The sequence below is a fragment of the Streptomyces sp. NPDC046303 genome (assembly GCF_055588085.1).
In genome coordinates this window covers 1-25,857 of record NZ_JBVJFA010000036.1, presented here as the reverse complement: position 1 = coordinate 25,857, position 25,857 = coordinate 1, and the positions used below count along the sequence as shown (strand labels likewise).

General features: G+C 70.9%; 25 protein-coding genes and 1 pseudogene. 11 read left to right on the top strand and 15 right to left on the bottom strand.

All coding sequences use genetic code 11. The annotated features are described in order from the left end of the window. Positions 1–31 precede the first annotated feature (31 nt). Together ACZ6I1_RS29120 and ACZ6I1_RS29115 are read left to right on the top strand one after the other, a co-directional pair. Positions 32–1,228, top strand: a complete 1,197-nt coding sequence (locus ACZ6I1_RS29120; protein WP_469291871.1) for a sensor histidine kinase — start codon at positions 32–34, stop codon at positions 1,226–1,228. After that, positions 1,225–1,884: a response regulator transcription factor gene (locus tag ACZ6I1_RS29115; protein ID WP_469291870.1), complete on the top strand. Its 660-nt coding sequence runs from the start codon at positions 1,225–1,227 to the stop codon at positions 1,882–1,884. The genes ACZ6I1_RS29120 and ACZ6I1_RS29115 overlap by 4 nt, the downstream gene beginning before the upstream one ends. On the opposite strand, the gene ACZ6I1_RS29110 is transcribed toward ACZ6I1_RS29115, so the two are convergent. After that, positions 1,866–2,255, bottom strand: a complete 390-nt coding sequence (locus ACZ6I1_RS29110) for a winged helix-turn-helix transcriptional regulator (RefSeq protein WP_469291869.1) — start codon at positions 2,253–2,255, stop codon at positions 1,866–1,868. The two genes, ACZ6I1_RS29115 and ACZ6I1_RS29110, sit on opposite strands and share 19 nt — an antisense overlap. A gap of 83 nt (positions 2,256–2,338) precedes the next feature. On the opposite strand from ACZ6I1_RS29110, the gene ACZ6I1_RS29105 reads away from it, so the two are divergent. Beyond that, positions 2,339–3,250 (top strand): NAD(P)-dependent oxidoreductase, encoded by a 912-nt coding sequence (locus ACZ6I1_RS29105; RefSeq protein WP_469291868.1) that lies wholly within the window; start codon positions 2,339–2,341, stop codon positions 3,248–3,250. 133 nt (positions 3,251–3,383) lie between these two features. Continuing rightward, a complete protein-coding gene (locus ACZ6I1_RS29100; RefSeq protein WP_469291867.1) occupies positions 3,384–3,557 on the top strand; it encodes a CsbD family protein in 174 nt (57 codons plus the stop codon). A gap of 82 nt (positions 3,558–3,639) precedes the next feature. Here the strand turns inward: ACZ6I1_RS29100 and xdhC are convergent, their stop codons facing one another. From xdhC to sbnA, 5 genes are all read right to left on the bottom strand, one after another. Next, on the bottom strand, positions 3,640–4,455 hold the full coding sequence (gene xdhC, locus ACZ6I1_RS29095) for a xanthine dehydrogenase accessory protein XdhC (protein ID WP_469291906.1): 816 nt from the start codon (positions 4,453–4,455) through the stop codon (positions 3,640–3,642). A gap of 1 nt (position 4,456) precedes the next feature. Then, complete coding sequence (xdhB, locus tag ACZ6I1_RS29090) at positions 4,457–6,862, bottom strand: xanthine dehydrogenase molybdopterin binding subunit (RefSeq protein ID WP_469291866.1); 2,406 nt, start codon at positions 6,860–6,862, stop codon at positions 4,457–4,459. After that, entirely contained in the window at positions 6,859–8,331 is a 1,473-nt protein-coding gene (locus tag ACZ6I1_RS29085; protein WP_469291865.1) for a xanthine dehydrogenase small subunit, read from the bottom strand. The genes xdhB and ACZ6I1_RS29085 overlap by 4 nt, the downstream gene beginning before the upstream one ends. 312 nt (positions 8,332–8,643) lie before the next feature. Then, on the bottom strand, positions 8,644–9,900 hold the full coding sequence (locus tag ACZ6I1_RS29080) for a M20 metallopeptidase family protein (RefSeq protein WP_469291864.1): 1,257 nt from the start codon (positions 9,898–9,900) through the stop codon (positions 8,644–8,646). A 219-nt stretch (positions 9,901–10,119) separates the two neighbouring features. Then, positions 10,120–11,097, bottom strand: a complete 978-nt coding sequence (gene sbnA / locus ACZ6I1_RS29075; RefSeq protein WP_469291863.1) for a 2,3-diaminopropionate biosynthesis protein SbnA — start codon at positions 11,095–11,097, stop codon at positions 10,120–10,122. Positions 11,098–11,500: 403 nt separating this feature from the next. On the opposite strand from sbnA, the gene ACZ6I1_RS29070 reads away from it, so the two are divergent. From ACZ6I1_RS29070 to sbnB, 4 genes are all read left to right on the top strand, one after another. Further along, positions 11,501–14,179: a Pls/PosA family non-ribosomal peptide synthetase gene (locus ACZ6I1_RS29070; RefSeq protein WP_469291862.1), complete on the top strand. Its 2,679-nt coding sequence runs from the start codon at positions 11,501–11,503 to the stop codon at positions 14,177–14,179. A 128-nt stretch (positions 14,180–14,307) separates the two neighbouring features. Beyond that, the gene (locus tag ACZ6I1_RS29065; protein ID WP_469291905.1) at positions 14,308–16,794 is read left to right on the top strand and encodes a non-ribosomal peptide synthetase; all 2,487 of its coding nucleotides are present in this window, start codon (positions 14,308–14,310) and stop codon (positions 16,792–16,794) included. 46 nt (positions 16,795–16,840) lie between these two features. Then, positions 16,841–17,896: a TauD/TfdA family dioxygenase gene (locus ACZ6I1_RS29060; RefSeq protein ID WP_469291861.1), complete on the top strand. Its 1,056-nt coding sequence runs from the start codon at positions 16,841–16,843 to the stop codon at positions 17,894–17,896. After that, positions 17,893–18,933, top strand: a complete 1,041-nt coding sequence (gene sbnB, locus ACZ6I1_RS29055; RefSeq protein WP_469291860.1) for a 2,3-diaminopropionate biosynthesis protein SbnB — start codon at positions 17,893–17,895, stop codon at positions 18,931–18,933. Before ACZ6I1_RS29060 ends, sbnB begins: the two co-directional genes overlap by 4 nt. A 15-nt stretch (positions 18,934–18,948) precedes the next feature. Here sbnB and ACZ6I1_RS29050 read toward each other — a convergent pair whose 3' ends face one another. The 5 genes and pseudogenes from ACZ6I1_RS29050 to ACZ6I1_RS29030 form a co-directional block, all read right to left on the bottom strand. Beyond that, positions 18,949–19,452, bottom strand: coding sequence for a GNAT family N-acetyltransferase (locus ACZ6I1_RS29050; protein ID WP_469291859.1), 504 nt, complete (start codon positions 19,450–19,452; stop codon positions 18,949–18,951). A gap of 41 nt (positions 19,453–19,493) precedes the next feature. Further along, positions 19,494–20,033, bottom strand: coding sequence for a hypothetical protein (locus ACZ6I1_RS29045; protein WP_469291858.1), 540 nt, complete (start codon positions 20,031–20,033; stop codon positions 19,494–19,496). Between the two features lie 110 nt (positions 20,034–20,143). Further along, positions 20,144–20,284 (bottom strand): annotated as a pseudogene (locus ACZ6I1_RS29040) (zinc-binding dehydrogenase); the annotation flags it as partial. Between the two features lie 196 nt (positions 20,285–20,480). Further along, the gene (locus tag ACZ6I1_RS29035; protein WP_469291857.1) at positions 20,481–21,554 is read right to left on the bottom strand and encodes a zinc-dependent alcohol dehydrogenase; all 1,074 of its coding nucleotides are present in this window, start codon (positions 21,552–21,554) and stop codon (positions 20,481–20,483) included. Next, positions 21,547–21,978 (bottom strand): tautomerase family protein, encoded by a 432-nt coding sequence (locus ACZ6I1_RS29030; protein WP_469291856.1) that lies wholly within the window; start codon positions 21,976–21,978, stop codon positions 21,547–21,549. Before ACZ6I1_RS29030 ends, ACZ6I1_RS29035 begins: the two co-directional genes overlap by 8 nt. 102 nt (positions 21,979–22,080) lie before the next feature. On the opposite strand from ACZ6I1_RS29030, the gene ACZ6I1_RS29025 reads away from it, so the two are divergent. Further along, positions 22,081–22,671 (top strand): TetR/AcrR family transcriptional regulator, encoded by a 591-nt coding sequence (locus tag ACZ6I1_RS29025; protein WP_469291855.1) that lies wholly within the window; start codon positions 22,081–22,083, stop codon positions 22,669–22,671. Positions 22,672–22,752: 81 nt separating this feature from the next. Here ACZ6I1_RS29025 and ACZ6I1_RS29020 read toward each other — a convergent pair whose 3' ends face one another. Further along, the gene (locus ACZ6I1_RS29020; protein ID WP_469291854.1) at positions 22,753–23,229 is read right to left on the bottom strand and encodes a tautomerase family protein; all 477 of its coding nucleotides are present in this window, start codon (positions 23,227–23,229) and stop codon (positions 22,753–22,755) included. A gap of 195 nt (positions 23,230–23,424) precedes the next feature. Here ACZ6I1_RS29020 and ACZ6I1_RS29015 point away from each other — a divergent pair, with 195 nt between their 5' ends. Continuing rightward, positions 23,425–23,619: a DUF1918 domain-containing protein gene (locus tag ACZ6I1_RS29015; protein ID WP_469291853.1), complete on the top strand. Its 195-nt coding sequence runs from the start codon at positions 23,425–23,427 to the stop codon at positions 23,617–23,619. 82 nt (positions 23,620–23,701) lie between these two features. Here the strand turns inward: ACZ6I1_RS29015 and ACZ6I1_RS29010 are convergent, their stop codons facing one another. Beyond that, the gene (locus ACZ6I1_RS29010) at positions 23,702–24,103 is read right to left on the bottom strand and encodes a J domain-containing protein (RefSeq protein ID WP_469291852.1); all 402 of its coding nucleotides are present in this window, start codon (positions 24,101–24,103) and stop codon (positions 23,702–23,704) included. Between the two features lie 150 nt (positions 24,104–24,253). On the opposite strand from ACZ6I1_RS29010, the gene ACZ6I1_RS29005 reads away from it, so the two are divergent. Beyond that, positions 24,254–24,637: a hypothetical protein gene (locus tag ACZ6I1_RS29005; RefSeq protein WP_469291851.1), complete on the top strand. Its 384-nt coding sequence runs from the start codon at positions 24,254–24,256 to the stop codon at positions 24,635–24,637. A gap of 6 nt (positions 24,638–24,643) precedes the next feature. Here ACZ6I1_RS29005 and grpE read toward each other — a convergent pair whose 3' ends face one another. Further along, positions 24,644–25,336 (bottom strand): nucleotide exchange factor GrpE, encoded by a 693-nt coding sequence (gene grpE, locus ACZ6I1_RS29000; protein ID WP_469291850.1) that lies wholly within the window; start codon positions 25,334–25,336, stop codon positions 24,644–24,646. Continuing rightward, a partial coding sequence (locus ACZ6I1_RS28995) for an Hsp70 family protein (RefSeq protein WP_469291849.1) occupies positions 25,333–25,857 on the bottom strand: 525 nt, incomplete at its 5' end. The genes ACZ6I1_RS28995 and grpE, both read right to left, overlap by 4 nt.

Genomic DNA, 25,857 nt, shown 5'->3' with positions numbered 1-25,857 from the left:
GGCCGTGCGAGGAACCGGAGGAACCATGGGCATGCGGCGCAGCGGGACCGTCGGAACGCGCTTCACGATCCTGTACGCCGTCGTGTTCCTCGCGTCCGGAGCAGGGCTGCTCGCCTTGACCTACCTGCTGTCCGGCAGCCGGTCGACCACCGCCGCTGCCGGCCAGTCGCCGCCGCCCTGGCAGCCAGGCCAGCCGGGCCAGTCCGGGCAGCCCGGCCTTGCCGCCGCCGAACAGCACATCCGCGACCTGGAGACGCAGCTCGCGCAGGTGCACGTGCTCCAGTCCCGCCGCCTGTTGGCCGGTTCGCTGATCGCGCTCATCGTGATGGCGGGCGTCTCGCTCCTGCTCGGCCGGGCGTTGGCCGGCCGTGTCCTGCGCCCGCTGCGGACGATCACCGCGGCGACGCGGCGGATCTCCGCGGAGAATCTGCACCAGCGGCTCGCCGTGTCCGGACCCGCCGACGAGGTCAAGGAGCTCGCCGATACGGTCGACGGGCTACTGGAACGCCTCGAAGCCTCGTTCACGGCGCAGCGCCGGTTCGTCGGCAACGCATCCCACGAGCTGCGCACACCGCTGGCGACGATGCGGGCGTCGCTCGACGTGGCCGTCGCCAAACCGGAGCCCGCGGCGCAGACCGTCGCGCTCGCCGACCGGGTACGGGCCGAACTCGACCGGGTGGACCACCTGTTGGACGGCTTCCTCGTCCTCGCCAGGGCGCAGCACGGCGCCCTCGCCGAGCGGGCCCGGGCTCCCGTGCCGCTCGGCGGGCTCACGGCGCAGGCGCTGGCGGCCCGGGCCGCCGACATCGCCGCGAAGAGCCTGACCGTGGGCGGCGAGCTGCGGCCGGACACCTGGACACGGGGCAGTGAGGCCTTGTTGTCCCGGATGGTGGAGAACGTGCTCGACAACGCGATCGTGCACAACGAGGCGGGCGGCTGGATCCGTGTTTCCACCGAGCACGACGACACCGGGACGCGCCTGGTGGTCGAGAGCGGCGGTCGGGTCCTCGAGCAGGACCAGGTGGACCGGCTGGCGCAGCCGTTCGAGCGGCTGGGCGCCGACCGGACCGGGTCGGAGCAGGGGTCCGGCCTCGGGCTGTCGATCGTCGCGGCGATCGTCGCCGCGCACGGCGGCCACCTCGCCCTGTACGCCCGGCCGGAGGGCGGCCTGCGGGTCGCGGCGGCGCTGCCCCCGGCGGCCGGCCCGGAAGAAGGGACGACTCCGTGAGGGTGCTGGTCGTGGAGGACGCCCGGTCGCTCGCCGAGGTCGTCGCCGAGGGACTGCGCGATCAGGGGATGGCCGTCGACCTCGCGCACGACGGCCTGAGCGCTGCCGCGAAGCTCGAGGTGAACACGTACGACGTGGTGCTCCTGGACCGGGACCTGCCCGGCATCCACGGCGACACGCTCTGCCAGATGATCACCGAGCAGGACGATCGCGCGATGGTGCTGATGCTCACCGCGGCCGGGGCGCCCGACGACCGGGTCAGCGGCCTCACCCTCGGCGCCGACGACTACCTCGGCAAGCCCTTCCACTTCCCGGAGTTGATCCTGCGCATCCGCTCCCTGGCCCGCCGCAGGCCGGCCGCCCGGCCGCGCACGCTGCGCGCCGCCGGCCTCGAACTCGACCCGGTCCGCCGTACCGCCCTCCGGGCCGGCCGCCTGCTGGACCTCTCGGTCAAGGAGTTCGCCGTCCTGGAGGCGCTCCTGCGCGCCAGCCCGGGCTTCTTGAGCGCCGAAAACCTCCTCGAACAGGTCTGGGACGAGAACGCCGACCCGTTCACGAACACCGTGACCGTCACGGTGGGCCGCCTGCGCCGCAAACTGGGCGGCCCCCCGGTCATCACGACGACCCCCGGGGTGGGCTACCGCATCGCCGAATGAGGCAACTGCTCGACAGCCCCTGCGGCGACCGTTTCGAAGCCTTCGCGACGCATCCGCTCGGCCCCCCACGCGCCGAGCGGCCCGAGCGCCTGGTTGAGCGTGCGCCCGTGTTCGGTCAGGGAGTACTCCACCCGGGGCGGCACCTCGGCATAGACCTCCCGGTGCACGAGCCCGTCTTCCTCCATCTCCCGCAGGTGCTGGGTGAGCATCTTCTCGCTCACTCCGGGCAGCCCGCGGCGGAGCTCGGCGAAGCGGCGTACGCGATGGGTGTCGAGTTCCCAGAGGATCAGCCCCTTCCACTTGCCGCTCACCACGTCGAGCGCAGCGTCGATGCCACAGATATAGGGACCGCGCCTCGGTGCCTTGGCCATCCCTGACCCCCTTACCAAAAGGTGAGTACCGCAGAAAATAGTGGGTACTTCCCAGCCTAGTGGTGCTCTCGGAGCATGGAGGGGTGAACGAACGAGAGAACCACACCACCAGGAAGAACAGGGCCGTCACCGTCATCGGGCTCGGCCCGATGGGACAGGCGATGACCCGAACGCTCCTCGCCGCCGGCCACCCGGTCACCGTATGGAACCGCACCGCGAGTCGGGCCGCCGGCGTCGTCGGTGACGGGGCGACACTGGCGGCGACAGCCAGGGAGGCGGTCGAGGCGAGCGACCTCGTCATCCTCAGCCTCACCGACTACCAGGTGATGTACGACATCCTCGACAGCGGCGCCATCGCGTCGCTCGCCGGGCGGACGCTGGTCAACCTGAGCTCTGACACCCCCGACCGCACGCGTGCGGCAGCGGCCTGGGCAGCCGGCCACGGCGCGGCGTTCCTCGCCGGAGGCGTCATGGTCCCGGCGCCGATGGTCGGCACGGAGGCGGCCTACGTGTACTACAGCGGCCCCCACGAGGTGATGGAGAACCACGGGGCGGCGTTGTCACTGCTCGGAACACCGAGGTATCTGGGTGAGGACCCGGGCCTCGCCCAGATGATGTATCAAGCCCAGCTCACGGTGTTCCTCACCACCCTGTCGGGGCTGATGCAGGCCACCGCGATGCTGGGTACTGCCGGAATGAAGGCCGGGGAAGTGCTGCCGGAGCTGCTCGCCGCCGCCGACTCGATCGGCGACATCCTGAGGGCCGGTGAAGAGAAGCCCGGCGCCGCGCTCGACGCGGGAGAGCATCCCGGCGACCTCAGCACGGTCGCCATGATGGGTGCGACGGCCGACCACATCGTCGAGACCAGCACGTCACTCGGCCTCGACCTCGCGCTCCCGTTGGCTGTGCGGGCCCACTACCGGCGCGCCCTCGCGGACGGGCACGGCAGCGACAACTGGACGCGCATCATCGACGGCATCCGAGTACCGCGCTGACCAGCCGCCCGGCCCGGTGAACCCACGCCCAGCCGGGCTCCTGCCCACCCTTCATGACACGAAGGGGGTTTGCGGGCGGCGAGTGCGAGCAGGAGCGGGTCACGACCAATCCGGTACGTCACGAGGAGGTCCCATGTCGGGCACCGAGAAGAGCAAGGCGCGCGCCGAACAGGCCAAGGGCAAGGCCGAGGAGGCCATCGGCCGCGCGATCGGCAACGAACGCATGATTGCCGAGGGCCGGGCCGAACAGGCGAAGGGCAAGGCCCGCCATGCCAAGGAAGACGTCAAGGACACCTTCCGGCGCTGACCGCGCGGCCCACGGCCGCTGACGGGCCGGGCCCCGACCTACTCTCCCAGGTCGGGGCCCGGCGGCTTGCGCTCCCCACCGGCTATGCCCGGTGGCGGTCCTGTTCGAAGGTCCGGAGGAGGTCTGCCGCGACGCTCACCGCGATCGTGGCGGGTTCCTTGCCGGTGATGCCGGTCATGCCGATCGGCGTCCTGATCCGTTCGATGGCGGCGGCGTCGTGGCCGCCCTCGGTGGCCAGGCGTTGCCGGAACCGCACCCATTTGGCGGCCGATCCGATCAATCCGATCGAGCCGAGACCGGCGGTGCGCAAGGCGGCGTCGCACAGGGCGGCGTCCTCGGCATGATCATGGGTCATGATCAGGACGTGGGTGCCGGACGGCAGTTCGGCGAGCACCTCCTCAGGCAGCAGCGGGGTGTGGTGTACGTGGACCTGTGCCACCGCATCCGCGAGCACGCCGAGCCGTTCGCCGGTGAGCACGTCGGGGCGGGTGTCGATCAGGTGGAGGTCCATGTCCTGGCGGGCGAGGATGCGCGCCAGCTCCAGTCCGACGTGTCCGACGCCGAAGACCGCCACGGACGGGACCACCGGCAACGGCTCGAGCAGGACGCTGACGGCCCCGCCGCAGCACTGCACGCCGTGGCGTCCGGTGACCTTGTCGTTGAGGGCGAACTCCATCAGCTCCGGCTCCGGATCGGGCGTGCCGTTCAGCTCGCGCGCCCGGTCGATCGCGACGGCCTCTATGTTGCCACCGCCGATCGAGCCCCAGGTCCCGGTCCGTCCGACGACGAGTTTGGCACCGGCCCGGCGCGGGGCGTGGCCGCGCACGGTCGCGACGGTCACGAGCACGCCGGGTTCCCGGCGGGCCCGCAACCGCGCGACCGCGGCCACCCACGTCATGTCAGGCATTGCTCAAGGCACTCGTGCCGGTGTCGGTGGGGATCCCGCTGCCGTTGCGAGCGTGGCCGTTGCGCCGTACGCCGCCCCCGCGAGCTGCTTCGACCGCCCAGTACACGGCCTCGGGTGTCGCGGGGGAGGCGAGTTCCACGCTGACTCCGACGGGCCCGAACGCCGCGGCGGCCTGCCGCAACGCTTCTCGTACCGAGAACGCCAGCATCAGCGGAGGCTCACCCACCGCCTTGGACCCGTAGACCGCGCCCTCCTCGGTGGCGTTCTCCAGCAGCCTGACGTTGAACTCCTCGGGCATCTCCGAAAAGCTCGGCAGCTTGTACGTGCTGGCGGCCTGGGTCAGCAGCCGGCCGCGGTGCGGCCCGTCACCGGTGTCCCAGCGCAGGTCCTCGAGGGTCAGCCAGCCGGCGCCCTGCACGAAACCACCCTCGACCTGACCGATGTCGATCAACGGGGAGAGGCTGTCGCCGACGTCGTGCACGATGTCCACCCGCCGGATGCGGTACGCGCCGGTGAAGCCGTCCACCTCCACTTCTGTGGCGGCGGCCCCGTAGGAGAAGTACTTGAACGGGGAGCCGTGGAAGGCCTTCGCGTCCCAGTGCAGACCCTCGGTCCGGTAGAAACCGGCCGCCGACAACTGGACCCGCTGGAGGTACGCGGTACGCACCAGGTCGTCCCAGGCCAGCTCCGTGTCGTTGCCGAGGGCCCGCGCGACGCCCCCGACGATGCGCACGTCCGAGGCGTTCACACCCAACCGGGTGCCGGCCACTTGCAGCAGCCGCCCGCGCAGTTGTTCGCAGGCGTTCTTCACCGCCGCGCCGTTGAGGTCCGCCCCGGCACTGGCGGCGGTGGCGGAGGTGTTGGGCACCTTGTCCGTTCGGGTCGGGGCCAGCCGCACCTTGTGCAGCGGGATGCCCAGCGTGGTCGCGGCCACCTGCAGCATCTTCGTGTGCAGGCCCTGCCCCATCTCGGTGCCGCCGTGGTTGATCAGGACCGAGCCGTCCTTGTAGATCAGGACCAGCGCGCCGCCCTGGTTGAAGGCGGTGAGGTTGAACGAGATCCCGAACTTGATACCGGTGACCGCGAGCGCCCGCTTGGTGTGCGGGTGCGCGGCGTTGAAGGCGGCGATCTCGCGCTTGCGCTCGGTGAAGCCCGCGTCGTCCTGGACCTGCCGCCAGACGGTGGAGATCCGTTCGGGGTGGGTGACCGGCTGCCCGTACGGTGTGGACTGGCCCTGCCGGTAGAAGTTGCGCTCCCGCAGTTCCATCGGATCCAGGCCGAGCAGCGGCGCGCACCGGCCCATGATGTCCTCGATCACCAGCATGCCCTGCGGTCCGCCGAAGCCGCGGAAGGCGGTGTTGGAGACCTTGTTGGTCTGGGCGATGCGACCGGCGATGCGCGCGTGGGGAATCCAGTAGGTGTTGTCGATGTGGCACAGCGCGCGGGCCACCACCGGCTCGGACAGGTCCAGGCTCCAGCCACCGTCCGCGGTCAAGGTGGCGTCCAGGGCCTGGATGCGCCCTTCGGCGTCGAAGCCGATCTTCCACGCGGCGTGGAACCCGTGGCGCTTGCCGGACATGGTCAGGTCCTGCGGCCGGTTGAGCCGCACCCGAACCGGCCGACCGGTCAGCTTGGCGCCCAGCGCGGCGACGGCCGCGAACCCGTGCGGCTGCATCTCCTTGCCGCCGAAGCCGCCACCCATCCGCAGGCACTGCACGGTCACCTCGTGGCTGTGCAGGCCGAGGACGTGCGCGACGATCTCCTGGGTCTCCGAGGGATGCTGGGTGCTGCTCTGGACGAACATCTGCCCGTTCTCGTCGACGAGGGCCAGGGCCGCGTGCGTCTCGAGATAGAAGTGTTCCTGATCGGAGAACTGGAACTCTCCGGTGAACACATGGGCGGAGTCATCGAATCCGGCGTCGACGTCGCCGGTCAGCATCACGGGCCGGGCACCGTGGAAACAGCCGGCCGCGATCGCGTCCTGCAGCGTGATAACGGAGGGCAGTTCGTCGAGTTCCACCTCGACGGCCGCCGCACCGAGCCGGGCCGCCTCCAGAGTCTCGCCGAGCACCCAGGCGACCGCGTGCCCGTGGAACATGACCTCGTCGGGGAACAGCGGTTCATCGTGCTTCATACCGGCGTCGTTGACGCCGGGCACGTCCGCAGCGGTCAGCACGCGGACCACGCCGGGCACGGCCAGCGCGGGTTCCGTACGCAGCGCGGTGATCCTGCCGTGGGCCTTCATGACCTGGACGGGGTGGGCGTGCAGTACGTCCTTGGTGCGGTGGACCAAGTCGTCGGTGTAGAGCGCGGTGCCGGTGACGTGCAGGCCGGCGCTCTCGTGCGGCATCGGAACACCGACCACCGGCATTTCGGGGCGCTCGGACAAATGACTCATGACGACACCGCCTCGGTGGTTTGCGCGTACAGCTTCAGCAGGCTCTGGCCGAGCATCGCCGAACGGTAGGCGGCGCTCGCGCGGTGGTCGTCCATCGGCGTGCCCTGGGCCCGCAGCACCTCGGCTGCGGCCTCGACGGTCTCGGCCGTCCAGGGCTCGCCCTCCAGGGCGGCCTCGGTGGCGAGGGCGCGGATCGGGGTGGCGGCCACGCCGCCCAGGCCGATGCGTGCCTTGCGGACGGTCCCGTCCTCGATGTCGAGCGCGAAAGCGACCGCCACGCTGGAGATGTCGTCGAAGCGCCGCTTGGCGATCTTGTGGAAGGCCGTGACCGGCGACAGGGGCAGCGGGATGCGCACCGCGCGGATCAGCTCGCCGGGACGGCGCACGCTCTGCCGGTATCCGGTGAAGTAGTCGGCGAGGGGGACTTCACGCTCACCGTCGGCGCCGGCGAGTACGAGCGACGCCTCCAGCGCGAGCAGCACCGGCGGGCTGTCGCCGATGGGGGAGCCGGTACCCAGGTTGCCGCCGAGGGTCGCACTGTTGCGGATGAGCCGGGACGCGAACTGCGGGAACAGCTCCGCGAGCAGCGGGATCCTGCCGTCGAGCCGGCGCTCGATCTCGGTGAGAGTCTGCGCCGCCCCGATCTCGACGTGGTCGGATCCGACCCGCAGCTCCCGCAGTTCGGGCAGCCGGTCGACGGCGACCACGCAATTCGCCCGGCGGGAACGGATGTTGACCTCCACGCCCCAGTCGGTGCTGCCGGCGACCACGACCGCGTCGGACCGCTCCCGCAGCAGCCGCAGCGCGTCGGCCAGGGTGCTCGGCCGCAGGAACGCGCTGTCGTCCTGCCGGTACGCGGTGGCGACCGGTTCGGGTGGGGACTGCTCGCGGCGCCGCGCCAGCGGGTCGTCCTCGGCGGGCGCGCCGACGGCGAACGCGGCGTCGCGGATCGGGCGGTATCCGGTGCAGCGGCACAGGTTTCCGCTCAGCGCGTGCAGATCGAAGCCGTTCGAACCGTGTTCGGAGCCGGTGCTCTCGGCCGAGTGCGGGTCCGTGGGCGTGCAGCGGTCGGGCCGGTAGTACTCGGAGGCCATGCTGCACACGAATCCCGGTGTGCAGTAACCGCATTGGGATCCGCCGCGGACGGCCATCTCCTCCTGCACGGGGTGCAACGCGGCGGCCGGCGTGCCGGATTGGCCGGCGGGGGCGAGGCCTTCGGAGGTGACGACCTCCTGACCGTCGAGGGCCGCGACCGGGACCAGGCAGGCGTTGACCGCCACCCAATCCGTGGGCTTGCTCACCCCGGGACGGGCCACCAGGACCGAACACGCCCCGCATTCACCCTCCGCACAGCCCTCCTTGGGGCCGGTGAGGCCGCGCTCGCGCAGAAAATCCAGCACCGAGGTGTGCGGTGCGGCCGGTGAAATCGGTGTTTCTTTTCCGTTGACCGTGATCCGCGCCGCTACCATGGCACGTCCTCATTCCGGCGCGCGGTCGATCTGACTTTCGTAGTCGCCATTTCAGGAGCTTTCTCTTTCGGTCGCGCGGCTCGAGAACCCGCAGCGCAACACAGCGGCACGCAAAAACGTGCCGTAGGCGGTGACAGAGAAGGGAAGATGCCGGGGCCGCACAGTGGGCACGCCGGAAAAGGGCTGCTCAACAGCCGTGTGCTACACGACCCGGAGTCCAGGCGGTCTGGTGGGAGGGGCGAGGCAGTTCGGAGATGGTCGGCATCCGGCTTCGCCTCCTTCCAGCAGCTCACGAGTCGGTTGCGCCCGAAACTACGTTGCCGCTGGTTCATCGGTCAAGCCATTGAGCATCGACCGGGCCGCGGCCACGTGGAGGGCCGCTCCGGTCGCCAGGGCGGCCTCGTCGAAGACGACGCGGTGGGAGTGGCAGTCGGGTGCCTGTGCGGCGGGGACGCCGGGAGGGCGCGCCCCGAGGAAGGCCATCGTGCCGGGCACGTGCTGCAGGACGTAGGAGAAGTCCTCGGCGCCCATGAACGGCTCGGGCAGCCGGTGGACCCGATCGGGTCCGAGCAGCGCGGCCGCGGTGTCGTGGAGGGCCGCCGTGCACGCGGCGTCGTTGACGACGGGCGGGTATCCCTCGGTCAGGGTGACCTCGGCGCGGGCTCCGTGGGCAGCGGCGACATGGTGGCTGACGCGCGTGATGTTGTCGCGCACCAGTTGTCGGGTGGCGGGGGAGAGGGTGCGGAAGGTGCCGTGGATCTCGGCGGTTTCCGGGATGACGTTGCCCGTCGTCCCGGCGTGGATCGAGGCGATGGTGACCACGGCCGGATCGAAGATGTCGACGGTCCGCGTGACCATGGACTGCAGGGCCTGGACGATCTCGCAGGCGACGGGGACCGGGTCGAGTGCCCGGTGCGGTGTCGAGGCGTGTCCGCCGCGGCCGTGGACGGTCACGTGCAGCCCGTCGGAGGCGGCGAAGGTCGGCCCCGGCCGAAGGTGCACGGTGCCGCTGTCGAAACGCGTGGTGATGTGCAGGGCGAAGGCGGCCGCGACGCCGCTGCCGTCGGCGGTCTCCAGCACCCCCTCGTCGATCATGTGCCGGGCCCCGCCGCCGGATTCCTCCGCCGGCTGGAACATGAAGACGACACGACCGTTCAGCTGCGGGCGGCGGGCCGCGAGCAGCCGGGCCGCCCCGACGAGCATGGCGGTGTGGGTGTCGTGACCGCAGGCGTGCATGGCGCCCGGCACCCCGGAGGCGAAGTCCAGACCGGTCTCCTCGTCCACGGGCAGGGCGTCCATGTCGGCGCGCAGCAGGATCGTCGGACCGGGCCGGGCGCCTTCGAGCGTGGCCGTGACGGAACTCAGGCGCGTGCCGGTGGTCAGGTCCAGCCCCAGTCCGGCCAGTGCCTCCAGGACGGCCTGCTGCGTGCGGGGCAGTTGCCGGCCCAGCTCGGGGAAGCGGTGGATGCTCCGGCGCAGCGCCACCATGCCGGGCAGGGCGGCGTGCGCCTCGGCGAGCAGCCCCTCGAAGGCTCCCCGGGGCGGGATCCCGCCGCCCTCCGCCGTCACCGCGCCACCGCCGCATCCCTCGGGTACGGGACCGGGCGGGGCCTCGGTTCTGCGGGGCCGCCGGCCAGTGTCGCGACACGCACGGCATCTCCTCCTCGGGAACGGTCGTACGGGGATCATGCTTGCCCCGCATCCCGCCCGGCCACGCCCGATGCCCTCCTTGAGGAGGACGCGGGCCGAATGGCCGTACGCGGGTCGCGCCGGGGCACGCTCGGCGGGTCAGGCCGCGGTGGCGGCGACGGTCTGCGGGCGGAGGACGTCCTCGCCGTAGAGGTCCTGCACCCAGTCGGCCTGGTAGACGGTTTCGAGGTAGCGCTCGCCCAGGTCGGGGGCGATGGCGACCGCGGTCACCTGCTGTTCCCGCTGCGCCAGCCATTGGGTGGCGCCGTTGACGACGGTGCCGGTGGAGCCGCCGAAAACGAAGCCGTGGCGGGCCAGCCGGTGGCACGTGCGGATCGTCTCGGATTCGCTGACGTGTACCACGTCGTCGACGTAGGAGGTGTCGAGGAGCGGGGGGCGGATGCTGGTGCCGAGGCCGGGGATCATGCGGCGACCCGGCGTGTGCCCGAACGTGGCGGAGCCCTCCGTATCGACCGCGACGATGCGTACCGGGCGGTGCCAGGTGCGGAAGTAGCGGGCGCACCCCATGAGGGTCCCGGTGGTGCCGGCCCCGATGAAGAGGACGTCGAGCTCGGGAAAGGCGCGGGCGATGGCCGGTGCGGTGGTGCGGTAGTGAGCAGTCTGGTTGTGGGGGTTGGTGTACTGGTTGAGCCATACGTAGCGGTCGTCGGAGGCGCACAGGGCGCGGACGCGGTCGATGCGGGCGCCGAGCAGGCCGCCGGTGGGGGAGGGCTCGGTGACGATGTGAACCTGGCTGCCGAGGGCTTCCAGGAGCAGCCGGGTCGCCAGGTTGCAACGGGAGTCGGTCACGCACACGAACGGGTAGCCCCTGCTCGCTGCGATCATGCTCAGCGCCACGCCGAGGTTGCCGGATGAGGACTCGACCAGGATGGAGCCGGGGGTGAGGAGGCCGTCGCGTTCCGCGGCCTCGACCATCGCGGTGGCGGCCTTGAGTTTGACGGACCCCGCGAAGTTGAATCCTTCGCATTTGAGGAAGAGCCGGTGCCCGGTGATCGCCTCGAGGTCGACGTAGAGGTCGTCCTGGATGAATGCCTCTGGGGTGGATATGACCGGCATGGGTCGCCTCCTTGGTGTGCGCTCACGGCGGCGCCTGGTGCCGCCGGCCTGCGTGGGGGCGGCTCGGGGAAGACGCCGCCTTCCGGCACGCCTTAGGGACTCCTCCAGTACGCGGGCTGACCGCGTATGTGTCATGTCACCGAATGTCGGGACTTGACATCAGGTGTGATCACTGGCTCGGGCAGGGACCGCTCGCCCTCAACGGGCGCCGTTGACGGACAGTGGTCGCACGGTGACTCAGAAGGGCGCCGTACTGCGGCGGGGCGTGGTGTCAAGTCACGAGATCCAGCGGCATGACGGACATCTGCCGACACGGCCTACTGGAGGGGCGGCGTCGCGCCTGGCGGACGCCGACCCCCACGGACCGCGGGAGCCGCCCGGCACACGTCATCGAGGAGCAGACATGGCAGACACATCCACCGACACCTGGACCGCCGGTCCGCCCGGCACATCCGGGGGCCCGGCGGCCGAGACGGCGCGGCTCCTCGCGGAGGTGCTGGCCGATGTCCTGGGTGTGGAGGAGGTGAGGGGAGACCGCGACTTCTTCGCTGATCTGGGCGCTGATTCGATGGTGATGGCGGGCTTCTGCGCCCGGGTCAGGAAGCAGGCGCACCTGCCGCCCGTATCGATGAAGGACGTCTATCGGCACCCCACGGTCGACAGCCTGGCCACCGCGGTCACGCGTACCGCACCCTCCGAGCCTTCCCATGCCGCGCCCGCGTCCGTGCCCGCGCCCGCCTCCGTGCCCGCGCCCGCGTCCGTCCCCGCGCCCGCCTCCGTGCCCGTCCAGCCCGCTGCCCCTCCGCCCGCCCCGGCCTCGGCACCGGCGTCTGCCGCGGCGCCCAGCGCGGTGGCGCGGGCGGGCACGGCGCAGTACCTGCTGTGCGGAACGCTGCAGTTCCTGGTGTTCCTCGGCTATTCCTCCCTCGCTGCCCTGACCGCGGTCCGAGGCTTCGAGTGGATCGGCGCCGGCACCGGTGTCCTTGACGTGTACCTGCGATCCGTCCTGGTGGGCGGCGCGGGCTTCGCCGGCCTGTGCATGCTGCCGATCGTGGCGAAGTGGGCCCTCATCGGTCGTTTCACGCCCCGCGCGTTCCCCGTCTGGAGCCTCACCTACGTGCGCTGGTGGCTGGTCAAGACCCTGATCCGCACGAGTCCTGCCCGTCTGTTCACCGGGTCACCTTTGTACGCCGCGTATCTCAGGGCGCTGGGCGCGAAGATCGGGCGCAACGTCGCCGTCTTTTCCTCGCACCTCCCCGTCTGCACCGATCTGCTCACGATCGGCGACGGAACGGTGATCCGCAAGGACGTGCTCTTCTCCTGCTACCGCGCACACGCCGGTCTCATCCAGACCGGCCCCGTCACTCTCGGCAGCAACGTCCTCGTCAGCGAACAGACCGTCCTCGACATCGACACGTCGATGGGCGGCGGGGCCCAGCTCGGACACGCCTCCAGCCTGCACGCCGGTCAGACCGTCCCCGCCGGCGAGCGCTGGCACGGGTCACCGGCCGAGCCCACCCGTACGGACTTCCGTACGGTCCGTGCCGCCGACTGCTCCACCGCCAGGAAAGTCCGCTACACCGTCGGGCAGTTGCTCGCCCTGCTGCTGGTGTACCTCCCGCTGGCCACGGGCGGCGTCACCGTGCTGCTGGGCCCGCTCGCGCAGCTGAACACGCCGCTCCCGGAGGGAACTTCGGCGTTCACCAGCGGGACGTTCTACCTCGGTGCGCTGGCCGCGTCCTTCGTGCTGTTCTTCGGCGCCGTTCTGGCCGGGCTGGTCGTCCAGGGAGTGGTGCCGCGCCTGCTCAACCTGTGGGTGAAGCCGGACACGGTCCATCCGCTCTACGGCTTCCACTACGGTCTCCATCGGGCCATCGCGCTTCTGACCAACAGGAAGTTCTTCACCACGCTGTTCGGGGACAGCTCCGCGATCGTCCACTACCTGCGCTACCTCGGCTACGACTTGTCCCGGGCCACACAGACCGGTTCGAACTTCGGTACCGGAGTGAAGCACGACAGCCCGTTCTTGAGCTCCGTGGGCAGCAGGACGATGGTCGCCGACGGGCTGTCGGTCATCAATGCCGACTACTCCAACACGTCCTTCAGGCTGTCCCGGGTCTCGATCGGAGCCCACAGCTTCCTCGGCAACCGCATCGCCTACCCCTCGCAGGCCAAGACCGGTGACAACTGTCTGCTGGCGACGAAGGTGATGGTCCCGGTCGACGGAGCGGTACGGGAGAACGTGGGCCTGCTGGGCTCGCCTGCCTTCGCCATTCCGCGCACGGTGATGCGGGACACCCGGTTCCAGGACCTGGAGAGCGGCAGCGAGCTGCGCCGGCGCCTGGCCGCCAAGAACCGGCACAATGCCGTCACGGCGGGCCTGTACCTGATGGTGCGGTGGATCCACGTCTTCGCCGTGCTCCTCGTCGCCCTCGGCGCCAAAGCCCTCTACCCCTCGCTGGGTGCGTCGGCGTTCGCGCTGGCCGGTGTCCTCACACTGCTGGTCACCGTCGTCCACTTCACGCTGGTCGAACGGGCCGCCACCGGTTTCAGGGCCCAGGAACCCCTGTACTGCTCGATCTACGAGCCGTCGTTCTGGCGGCATGAGCGCTTCTGGAAGATGGCGTCGGCGGACTACGCGCGGATCTTTGACGGGACACCGTTCAAGAACGTCGTGTGGCGGCTGCTCGGCGCGCGGATCGGCAAGAGGGTCTTCGACGACGGCTGCTTCTTCCCGGAGCGGACCCTCGTCACCATCGGCGACGACTGCACGCTCAACGCGGGCACGGTGGTCCAGTGCCACTCGCAGGAGGACGGCGCTTTCAAGTCCGACCGCACCGCGATCGGTGACGGCTGCACCCTGGGCGTCGGCGCGTTCGTCCACTACGGCGTGACGCTCGCCGACCGCGTGGAGCTCGCCTGCGACTCCTTCCTCATGAAGGGCGAGCAGGTCCCGCAAGGGGCCCGGTGGGCGGGAAACCCGGCCCGGCAGCTGTCCGACCACACCACCCCGACACCCCCCGCAACGCCACCGGCCCGCCCGTCCGGCGCCCACGCCCCGCACGCCCTCGGCGGCTTCTGATGCCCCACCACACCTTCACCGGAACAGGAGAGACCCCCGTGAAACCCCACGCATCCACCAGCAGCGAGTTCTGGCACGGCGTCCTGGCCGCCGGCAGCGGCTTCACACCCCTTCCCCGATGGACCCGGATGCCGGTTGAGGGCGTGGCCGAGTACGAGACACCGGTACCGGCCGGGCTGGCGACCGCACTGCCCCGACGGGCAGACGACCTGGAGGTTCCGCTGCACTGCGTGCTGCTGACCGCCCACGCGAAGGTGCTGGCTGCGCTGAGCGGCGAACAGGAGGTCACCACCGGTTACGTCGCCGCTGCCGGCGGCCGGCCCCTGCCGTGCAGGCTGACGACCGAGCCCGGCTCCTGGCGGGCCCTGCTGCTGCACACCCGCGACACCATCGCGCACCTGCAGGCCCACCAGGACTTCCCCGTCGACGACCTCAGCCGCGAACTCGGCCTGACGGAACCCGCCTTCGAGACCGTGCTCGACCCGACCGGCATCAGCGGCGCCCTCCCCGGCACGGACGTCACGCCGGCCCCCGCCCGGGCCGCGGGCGGCAGCACCGCGGCCGCGGCCCCGGCGGCGCTGTGGACGGGCATCGTCCGCCACGACGACGGACGGCTGACGCTGCGGCTGCGCTACCGCACCGACGTCCTCGACGCGGACTGCGCTGCCCGCATCGCCGGATACCACCTGACCGCGCTCGCCCTGATCGCCGCCGACCCGGACGCCGATCACGCACGCCAGAGCCTGGTGTCGGCCGAAGAGCTCCGCTTCCAGCTCCACGGCCTCGCCGGGCCGCGCCGAGACCTGCCCGACCGCCGGGTGCACGAGCTGTTCGAGCAGCGCGTACGGCAGCACCCGGACGCCGTCGCCGCCCAGCACGGCGACCGGAAGTGGACCTACCAGGAGCTCAACACCCGCGCCAACCGGCTGGCCCGCGCCCTGCGGGCCCAAGGGCTGCACCCTGAAGGGGTGGTTGCGGTGGCGATGGAGAGGGACCTGGACTGGCTGGCCGCCGTCCTGGCCGTCTTCAAAGCCGGCGGCGCGTACCTGCCCGTCGAGCCGCACCTGCCGGCCGAACGCATCAAAGCCATGCTGGCGCGTGCCGGATGCAGGATCGCGATGACACACCCGGCCGCCACCGCCACCGCCCCCACCCTCCAGCCGGCCCTCGCATCCCAGCCCGCGGTCCGGACGCTGTTCGTCGACACCGCCTACGGCCAGGAGCATGGCGGAACCGATCTCGGTATCGACGTCGCACCCGGCCAACTGGCCTACATCTACTTCACCTCCGGCTCGACGGGCGAGCCCAAGGGCGCGATGTGCGAGCACGAGGGCATGCTCAACCACCTGTACGCCAAAGTCGACGACCTCGAGATCGGCGAAGGGCAGGTGGTCGCCCAGACCGCGCCCCAGTGCTTCGACATCTCGCTGTGGCAACTGCTCGCCCCCCTGCTGGTGGGCGGGCGGACCCTGCTGATCGAGCAGGAAGCGATCCTCGACGCCTCACGGTTCGTCGACACCGTCGCCCGCGGCCGGGTCACCGTGCTGCAGGTCGTCCCCTCCTACCTCGACGTCGTCCTGTCCCATCTCGAGCAGCACCCCCGCACGCTCCCGGACCTGCGCTACGTGTCGGTCACGGGTGAGGCACTGAAGAAGGAGCTCGCCCAGCGCTGGTTCATGGCCCAGCCCCACATCAAGCTCGTCAACGCCTACGGGCTGACCGAGACCAGCGACGACACCAACCACGAGGTCATGGACCGCACACCGGACTGCGACCGGGTTCCGCTGGGCCGACCCGTCAACAACGTGCACCTCTACGTCGTCGACGCTCACCTCAACCCGGTGCCGCTCGGCGCGCCCGGCCTGATCGCCTTCTCGGGGGTCTGCGTCGGCCGAGGCTACGTCAACGACCCCGAACGCACCCGGCCGGCCTACCTCGCCGATCCGCACCGCAAGGGCAGCCGCCTGTACCTCAGCGGCGACGTCGGCCGCTGGCGGCTCGACGGCAAGCTGGAATTCCTCGGGCGCCGCGACCACCAGGTCAAGATCCGCGGTTTCCGCATCGAGACCGGCGAGATCGAGAACACGCTGCTCCGCGCACCGGGAGTCCGCGACAGCGCCGTGGTGGTCACCGAACGGCCGGACCACAGCACCCACCTGGTGGCGTACTACACCGCCCCGCACCCGATCGACAGCAGCATCCTGCTGGACCGGCTGTGCGCGTCGCTGCCCGGATACATGGTCCCCTCGGCCGTGCACTGGCGGGAAAGCCTCCCGCTGACCGCCAACAGCAAGATCGACCGCAAAGCCCTGACAGCGCTGGCCGCGCAACTCCACTCCGCCGAGGACGAGGTCCAAGCGCCCCGTACCCCTGCCGAACAGCGGCTGGCGGCCGCCTGGGCGAGCGTGCTCGGCATTCCGCACGACCGGATCGACCGGCGCGACGACTTCTTCGGCCGAGGCGGCACCTCCCTTTCGGCGGTGAGACTCGCCGTCACCCTGGACCGCGCCGTGTCCCCCGCGGATGTCACCCGCCACCCCGTCCTCACCGATCTTGCCCGGCTCCTGGACACCCCACTCCACCAGCGCCCCACCACCCAGCCGGCTTCACCCTGACCTCCGGCCTCCTCCCCCCACACACACCGACGAAAGGACCACGACCATGTCGTTCACCGCCCCCACCCCGATCAGCCCCCGCCCCGTGCCCGCTGCCGCGTCCGCACCCCGCGTGGACCTGCATCCCGGCAAACCCCCGATCCTGCACGCCCCCACCCCCGCCCCGGCCGATCCACCGGCCTGGGCAGCCGAACACCGACACACCCTGCGCGACCTCGTCACCGAACACGGCGCCGTACTCGTCCGCGGGCTCGGCCTGGGCGACACCGCCCAAGTGACCTCCGTCTTCGGCCGATTGACCCCCGCCCTGATGACCGACACCGAAGCCTTCGGCCGCCGTGAGACCTACGCCCCCGCCGTGTACTCCTCCACGGCGTGGCCCGCCAACCAGCCCATGTGCATGCACCACGAGCTCAGCTACACCCACCGGCCTCCCGGTCTGCTGCTGCTGGCCTGCCCGACGGCGCCCACCATCGGCGGAGCCACCGCACTCGCGGATTCCGCCACCGTCCTGGACGCACTGCCGCCGGAACTCGTCCAGCGGTTCGAACGGGAGGGCTGGCTGCTCACCCGCACCTACAACGACGACATCGGCGCCTCCTGGACCGAGGCGTTCGGCACGGACGACCGGGCAGCCGTCGAGCACTACTGCCACGCCAACGCCATCGAGTTCGCCTGGCAGGGCGACGGCTCATTGCGTACCCGCCAGCGCCGCCCGGCCGTGGTGCGCCATCCGGCCACGGGTCGGCGCTGCTGGTTCAACCAGATCGCGTTCCTCAACGAGTGGACGCTGGCGCCCGAAGTACGGGAGTACCTCGTCGACGTCTACGGCCCCGAAGCCCTCCCGTTCAACACCCGCTTCGGAGACGGCGACCCGATCGGCGAGGACGTGGTCCAGCTGATCAACACGATCTACGACGAGCACACCGTCCGCGAGCCGTGGCAGTCCGGCGACCTCATGCTCATCGACAACATCCGCACCGCCCACAGCAGGGAACCGTACGAGCCGCCCCGCGAGGTCCTCGTCGCCATGGCCGAACCCCAGCCCCCGGCCCCCTTCCCGCCCACCCCCACCGCAGCCCCCGAGGGGAGCACCCGATGACCACGTCCCCGATCGCGGTACCCCCGTTCGCCGTGATCTCCGGAGCCCAGGTCCAGGACGTCCTCCAGGGCCAGGAGCAGCAGATCACGGAGCTGGTCGAGGCCACCTACGACCTCCACGCCGCCGGGGAGTCGGTGAACCCGCCGTCGTACTTCCTGCGCTTCCCCGACCGCCCGGCCGCCCGCATCATCGCGCTGCCCGCCTCGATCGGCGGACAGGCGCGGGTGGACGGCCTCAAATGGATCTCCAGCTTCCCCGGCAACGTGCAGGCAGGCATCCCCAGGGCCTCGGCGGTGCTGATCCTCAACGACCCCGACACCGGCTACCCGTTCGCCTGCCTGGAGAGCTCCATCATCAGCGCCACCCGCACGGCCGCGATGGCCGCCTCGGCGGCCGACCGGCTCAGCCGGGGCCGCCGGACGCGTCCGGCCAGGGTCGGATTCTTCGGAACGGGCCTCATCGCCCGCTACATCCACACCTTCCTGACGGCAACCGGCTGGACTTTCGACGACATCGGCGTGCATGACATCAGCGCCGACAGCGCGGCCGGCTTCCGCAGCTACCTGGGAGACACCGGTACGGCCGCCCGGATCACCGTGCACGACAGCCCCGAGCAGCTGATCCGCTCCAGCGACCTGCTCGTCTTCGCGACCATCGCCGACCGGCCACACATCACCGACCCGGCATGGTTCGACCACAACCCCCTGGTCCTGCACGTGTCGCTGCGCGACCTCGCCCCCGAAATCCTGCTCGCCTCGACCAACATCGTCGACGACATCGAGCACTGCCTCAAAGCCGACACCTCACCCCACCTGGCCGAACAGCTCACCGGCACCCGCGAGTTCCTCACCGGCACGCTGCACGACGTCACGACCGGCCGGGCGGAACTCCCGCACGACCGGCCCGTGGTGTTCTCACCGTTCGGCCTCGGTGTGCTCGACCTCGCCGTGGGCAAACACGTCCACGACGAGGCCGCCCGCACCGGCCAACTGCACGTCATCGACAGCTTCTTCCACGAACTGCGCCGATACGGATAGAAGCGCGCTCCCGCCTCACGGCAACGAGCGGGTGAGCCACGCCACTTCGCCGTTGTCTTCGGTGGAAACGCGATCCCGTTCGAACCCGAGCTTCTCAAGGACACGCAACGAGGGCGTGTTCCACGTACCGACGGTCGACCAGAGCCGCTTCCGCCCGGTCGCGACAGCGGCATCGAGCACCGCGCCGGCCGCCTCGGTGGCGTAACCGCGCCCCTGCGCACGCTGGAACAGCTCGTACGCTATTTCCGGCTCCTCCAGGGTGGAGCGGCCGATGATCAGCCCGCAGTACCCGATGAAGTCGCCTTCGTCACGGCGCTGGATGGGCAACAGGGCGATCCCCGTGGTCGCCGTCGCGGCGAGCAGCTCCGCGATGGAAGTCCGGATGTGCTCCACGGCAGGGGTCCCCTTGCCCCGTTCGGAGAGGAGCGCGCAGAACGCGGCGGCGTCCGACTCGGCCCACGGCCGCAGGATCAGCCGCTCGGTCTCAAGGTGGAACGGCATCGTCTCGTAAGTGGTCATGCCCCCACTGTGCCGCGCGGTGAAGCCGTGCGTCCTTCGGATCACTCCGGGCGGGCGCTCAGCCGCAGACCGACCTGGAGCTCGTGCTCCCCGGAAACGGTGCCGAGGTGCTCGCCGGCGAAGGCGCTCTCCAGTACGGCACGGACCTGGCGTACCGGTTCGGCGGCGCCGTCCAGCTCGGCGGTCACGGGTGAAGCCGGCCGGCCCCGCGGACTCGCGCCCGGCGCCCGGCTGCGGACGTCCACCGTCGTCGACCAGATGATCGGAGCCGCTCCGGTCCCGGCGGCCTGCGCCGCCGGCGGGGTCGTCCCGGGGAACGCCTCCGCCAGGACGTCGAGCACGGCCGCGGCGTCCGCCCGGTCGCAGTGACTGACCAGTACGTTCACCTCGGACTCGGCCGGGCCGCGCTTCTCCTGTGCCCGTGCCTCCTCGACGCGCGCGGGATCGGCTGCGGGCCCCGATCCGGTTCCCGTACGGGAGGGCACGCCGGGCGGCCGGCCGTGCTCGTCCAGCATGGCCCCCGCATCCGGGAGCAGCGTGCCGCGCCGCTCCTGGGCGTCGTGCTCGCGGTTCGTGATCATCGTGCGCCTCCGGGTCGGGGTGCAGCCCCGACGGGCGAGGCCGACCGTTGACGGGCACGTCTGGGTGCCTCACCCGGCGGCTATCCGCAATCGCCGGCGCCAAACCCTTCTCATCGCATGGCGACGACGACCTTGCCGGCCTTCGCACGGCCCTTCTCGACGCACTCCAGGGCCTGCCGGGTCTCGCCGAAGGGGAAGACGCCGTCGATCAGCGGCGTGAGGCGGCGCAGCTGGTCGCCGCTGGCCTTCATGCAGGGATCTCTCGAGCGTCTCGCCGCCCAGGCTGTCCAGGACCACGTCGTAGTCGTGGCGTCCGTTGCCGATGCAGTTCCTCCTCGTCTCGCTGCTCAGGAGGGGCGCCGGCGCTGTGGGTGAGGTGGTGCGGCAGGGGAGATGTCATCGGGCTTCTCGTTGCATGGCCGCGTACGGCCGCCGGGGGTGGGTGGGTCACGTCGGGGCCGGGGCCGGGGCCGGGGCCGGGGTCGGGGTGATGTCGCGTACGAAGACGGGCTTGAGGTGCTTCTCCGGCAGCGCGTCCGGCAGTTGCTCCCAGTCGAGGACGTGGGAGACGACGCGTTCGGGTGAGACGTTGCCGGAGGAGGCGAGGCCGAGGGCGTCGGGGATGTGTGCGCGTACGTTGTCGCGGGCGATGCGCAGGGTGACTCCGGTGAGGTACATGTCGAGCAGGGGGAGTTCGCCGGGGCGGAAGTGGTTGCCGGCGGACTCGCAGATGCCCTCCGGGACAAGGGATCCGACGGCGAGGGCGAGCTGGTCGACGCGGCCGGTGGCTTCGACGGCCAGGTCGAATCCGTGCCGGATCGGCTCGATCGCCTCGGCCGTGCGAGCGCCGTAGCTCTCGGCGAGACGGCGGTGTTCGGCGTCCGGGTCGACGTACAGGACGTCGCCGGCGCCGAGCGCGCGGGCGATGTCGCACACGTACAGGCCGATGCTGCCGCGTGCGACGACCAGGACCCGGCCGCCCGGCCGGGCCTTCAGGTGCGGGGCGACCAGGCGCCAGGCCAGGGACCAGTTGTCGCTGGCGGAGGCCATGGCGACCGGGTCGAGGCCGGCGGGCAGCGGGACGAGCATCGCGTCCGCGTACGGCACGCGCACCAGGTCGGAGAAGAGTCCGCCCCAGCTCCCGCCGATCGGCGCGCCGTACATCGCCATAGGGGGGACCGAGGTGCAGTGGGCGGTGAGCCCGCCGCGGCAGTGGGCGCACGTGCCGCAGCTGATGGACCAGGGCACCACGACCAGGTCGCCCGGGGCCACGCTGGACACCTGGTCGCCTATGTCGGTGACGCGGGCCACGCATTCGTGTCCGAGGGCGAACGGCGGATCGATGCTGTGCCGAATATGCGGCTGCCGCCACGTGGTGTGCCCGGCGAGGATGGCGGAGTCCACGTCGCAGGAGGTGGCGGCGACGGGGGCGACGATCGCCTCCTGGGCGGACCGGACCGCGGGGTCGGGTGCCTCGCGCCATTCCACCGTGCGACGTGCGACGTAGGTCAGTTCACGCATCGGCCTGCCGCCCCTTCGCCAGGGCGACGAGGTCGGCGTACCGGACGACGGAGCCGCCCGCGCCCCAGGTGCCGTCGGGCTGCTCGTGAACGAGCACCCACACCCGCAGCGCCTCGGCCGGGGCCAGGCCGGCGGCCGCGAGCACGGTGGCGGTGGCCTCCTCGACCAGGCCCGCCTTGCGCCGCTCCGACAGCGCCCCCTGCGGAACCGTCACCTCCACGAGGAAGCGGGGCGCGTCGTCCTCGGCCGTTCCCTGGGCGCCCTCGGGCAGCTCGGCGAGGTAGCTCCACGCCTGCGCCCGGAAGAAGGCGGTGTCGGGCACGCCCTCCCACCGCAGCAGCACGGCGGCGAGATCTCGCTGGATCGTCGCGCGCCCCTGATCGGTCAGGGCGCCGCTCGGGACGGTCAACCGGATCATCGGCATGGCAGCTCCTCGGTCCTCGAAACTCGAACTCGTTATAACGATCGTCATAACGAAGGTGAGGCTAGACTATGACGATCGTTATAGCCAGAGGAGAGTGCACGAGTGGCCAAGAGCAGCGGCGGTACCCCGTCCCGCGAGCGGATCGTGGCCGGTGCGGCCGACATGATCAGCAGGCGCGGGCTGAGCGCGACGAGCATCCGGGAGATGGCCAAGCACGCCAAGGCGCCGCTCGGCTCGACGTACCACTACTTCCCCGAGGGCAAGCAGCAGCTGGCGACGGAAGCCGTCCGCTACACGGGCGAATGGGTCGCCCGCAGTCTGCGCAAGGAACTCGAGGCGGGTCCCGCCGCCGGACTGCGCGCCTTCCTCGCCCTGTGGCGCAAGATCGTCGTCGACACCGATTTCCACGCCGGCTGCCCCGTGCTGGCCGTGGCCATCGAGGAACCCCCGGCCGACGAGGTCCCGCCCGCCGTGGCTGCCGCGGCCGAGGTCTTCGACCAGTGGGAGGGCCTGCTCGCCGACTCCTTGCGGGAGCACGGCGCCGGCGCCGAGCAGGCGGCGCAGGTCGCCACGCTCATCGTCGCGGCCGTCGAGGGCACCGTGGCCCTCTGCCGCGCCAAGCGCAGCACCGAGCCTCTGGACCGCACCGCGGCGCAGCTCCAGACCCTCATCGCCGCCGCGATCGACGGCTGACGGCGGAGCGTCGGCCGCGATCACCGCAGCGCGGCCGGCGTCCTGCCCGGTGAACGGGCGGGGGCTCCGGCCGCGCGCCCGTCACGTGCCGAGCGCGGTGCGGACGGCCTCGGCCTTCTCGGGGGTGAACACGCCGGTGTCGAGGAGGGAGAGGACGGACAGGACGGCGCCGCGCGAGCCCCAGCTCCCCTCGTCGATCACGCGGAAGGTCACCCACCAGGTCGGCGACGGCTCCGCCACGCCGCAGGCGTCGGCCATCGCGGCCAGGACGCGCGTGATGACCTCGCTGCGGACCTCCTGGCGCCAGTCGCCGTCCATGACCGTCACGTCGATCACCATCGCGTCGGCGTCCGGTCCCGCATCCGCCAGCAGTCGGCCGCCGATGGCCATCGCGTCGGCCTCGCGCTCGGTGAAGTGCACCTGGAACCCGACCCGCGCGGCCGGCGCGAACCGGCCGACCTCCGGTACGAGCACGGCGTCCGTCAGCGTCTCGGCCAGCTTGCGGCGCTGCTCCGGGCTCAGGCGCCCCTTCGAGCTGTTCACGGTGATGACGGTCACGATTCTCCCTATGACGACTGTTATAAACCGAGCCTACCATGGGGGTATGACGAGTGTCATAACGCTGCTGCTCTCGTGGGGTCTTCACGGTCAAGCGGCGGCGCCGGGGCCACGTTCGGGTGACGCCGGGCATGGCTCACGGCCTGGCCGGGTATTCCGGCGGAGGCCATCACAGCCTCGGAACGGAGATGCGGTATGCAAGCCAGCGTGGGCGACAGAATCGTGGTGCACGGGCGGATCGTGGGTCAGCACGACCGGACGGCCGAGGTCATCGAGGTCCTGGGAGAGAACGGGAGCCCGCCGTACCGGGTCCGGTTCGAGGACGGACACGAGACCCTCATGAGTCCCGGCCCCGACACCGTCGTCCGCCACTTCGCGGATGACGAATAGCCGCTTCTTCAGGACTGCGAAACGATGTCAATACCGACCGAATTCCGGTGGCACCGCATAAGACCCATGGCCATTGAGAGGGCTATATCCCGTAAAGCAGCCAGGCTATGAGGCGCTCGAACGGTTCCTCGTACGGCTGCGATGCCCTCGGGTATACGCCCCTACGAGGGTCTGCCGCAGGTCGCGCATACAGGCGCTCCGCCGAGGGTCTCACGCGTACGGGTATGCGTACCGGGCGGCCTGCGGCCTGCGGCGATTGACGGCGCTCGGCGTCGTAGGCGGACCGTCGCAGTGGATCGTGCAGGGTGTGGTAGGCGTCGATGACTTCGGCGAGTTCCGCCTCGGCCGCGGACCCGCTGGGGCGGGCATCGGGGTGGAGGGTGCGGACCAGCATGCGGTAGGCGCTGGTGATCTGCTCCGGCGACGCCTCCGCCCGGAGTCCGAGGACGGCGTAATGGTCGCGCGACCGGCGAGAGCCGCTCATTCCCCTCACCTCCGGAATAGCCGGAGCGACCCCTCTTCTTCACCCGTCATAAAGCCTTTGGCTGAGGTTGTCAAGGCAGTCCGGTGCGGGTATATCGATAGCGTAGGGAGAACGGCCGTCGAAGGGAGGCGACAGGATATGATCACCGACATGGCATTGGAACGCGTGGAATTCACGTGCGGCCGGTGCTGGTACGACTGGAGTATCGACTACGACGTCCAGCAGTACAGCGACGAGGGCGGTACCTGGGAGTACTTCTCCCGCGACGGCATCCCCGTACCCTCCCCGTACACCCCTGCCGGCGCCTCACCGTGCCCGCTGTGCGGCCGACAATGGGTAGGCCGCCTCCTGGCGCGCAGGCGCATTCCCGCAGCACCCGGTGCAGCCGGCACGCCGCGTGAGAAGGTCGCCGACGTGGCCCGTCACCGGCCCGAACGGCGGGGCGCACCCCTGCTGGGCTCCACCGAGCACACCCAGCCGGGACAAGTGGAACTGTCCGCCCGCGAGGAAGCCGCCGCGGCTGCGGGCTGCTGACGTCGCTCAGTCCTGGCCGGTGCCGGTGCCGCTCTCGGCACCGGCACCGACATCGGTATCGGTATCGGCCGTGATCCGGCCGGGCCGTGCGTGCTCGGGGGGCTCGCTCACCGTCACCTGTGCCGGACGCAGGAGGTGTTGTCCGACGCGGTAGCCGCGTCTGAGCACGGCGGTGCAGGTGGGCTGGTCGACCTTGTCGGACTGCCGGTACGAGATCGCTTCGTGGCGCGTGGGGTCGAAGGGTTCTCCGGGCGAGCCCACCTCCTGAAGGCCGAGCGTGGCGAGCTGGGTTTCCAGCACGTCCGCGACCGCTCGCAGGCCGGGGTCGGTTTCGCCGTGCTCGCGCGCCTGGTCGATCGCGTCCAGGACGGGCAGCAGCCCGTGCAGGACGTTGGCGACCGCGATTTCCCGTATCGCCAGGCGGTCCCGCTGCACCCGCTTGCGGTAGTTGTCGTATTCCGCCTTCAGGCGCTGCAAGTCGGCGGTTCGCTCGGCGAGCTCGCTCCGCACCGTGCTGCCTTCCGCAGGGGAGGCGCCCGGCGTTCCGTGGCCACCGCCGCCGCTCCCGGTGTGCTCGGGAGTGCCGCTGTCCGCTGCTGCTCTGAGCTCGAGCGTGACGGGATCGATGCGCCGTTTGTCCCTGATCACGATCGGGGGTGGCTGCTTTCGCGGTCCTCGGGGAGACTTCGGGCGGCTCATCGGGCATCTCCCTTCGGGCTCTCGTCGTCGACGATCTCGGCGTCCACGACCTCTTCATCCGTGCGCGTCGACGACCCCGCGTCGGATGCCGGCCCGCCACCGCCCGCGGCAGCTCCCTGGGCGGTCTGGGCGCTCTCGTACAGGGCGCTGCCGATCTTCTGTGCGACGGCGCCGGCGCGCTCCGTCGCCGTGCGGATGGCTGCCGTGTCCTGCCCCTTGAGCTTCTCCTTCAGGTCCCCGATCGCCGTCTCCGTCTCGGACTTGAGGTCGGCCGGGATCTTGGACTCGTTGTCCCGCAGCAGCCTCTCGGTCTGGTAGACGAGCTGTTCGGCGCTGTTGCGGGTCTCGGCCTCCTCCTTGCGGCGGCGGTCCTCCTCGGCGTGCTGCTCGGCCTCGCGGATCATCCGGTCGATGTCCTGGCGGGGCAGCGAGGAGCCGCCGGTGACGGTCATCTTCTGCTCCTTGCCCGTGCCGAGGTCCTTGGCCGTGACGTGCATGATGCCGTTGGCGTCGATGTCGAA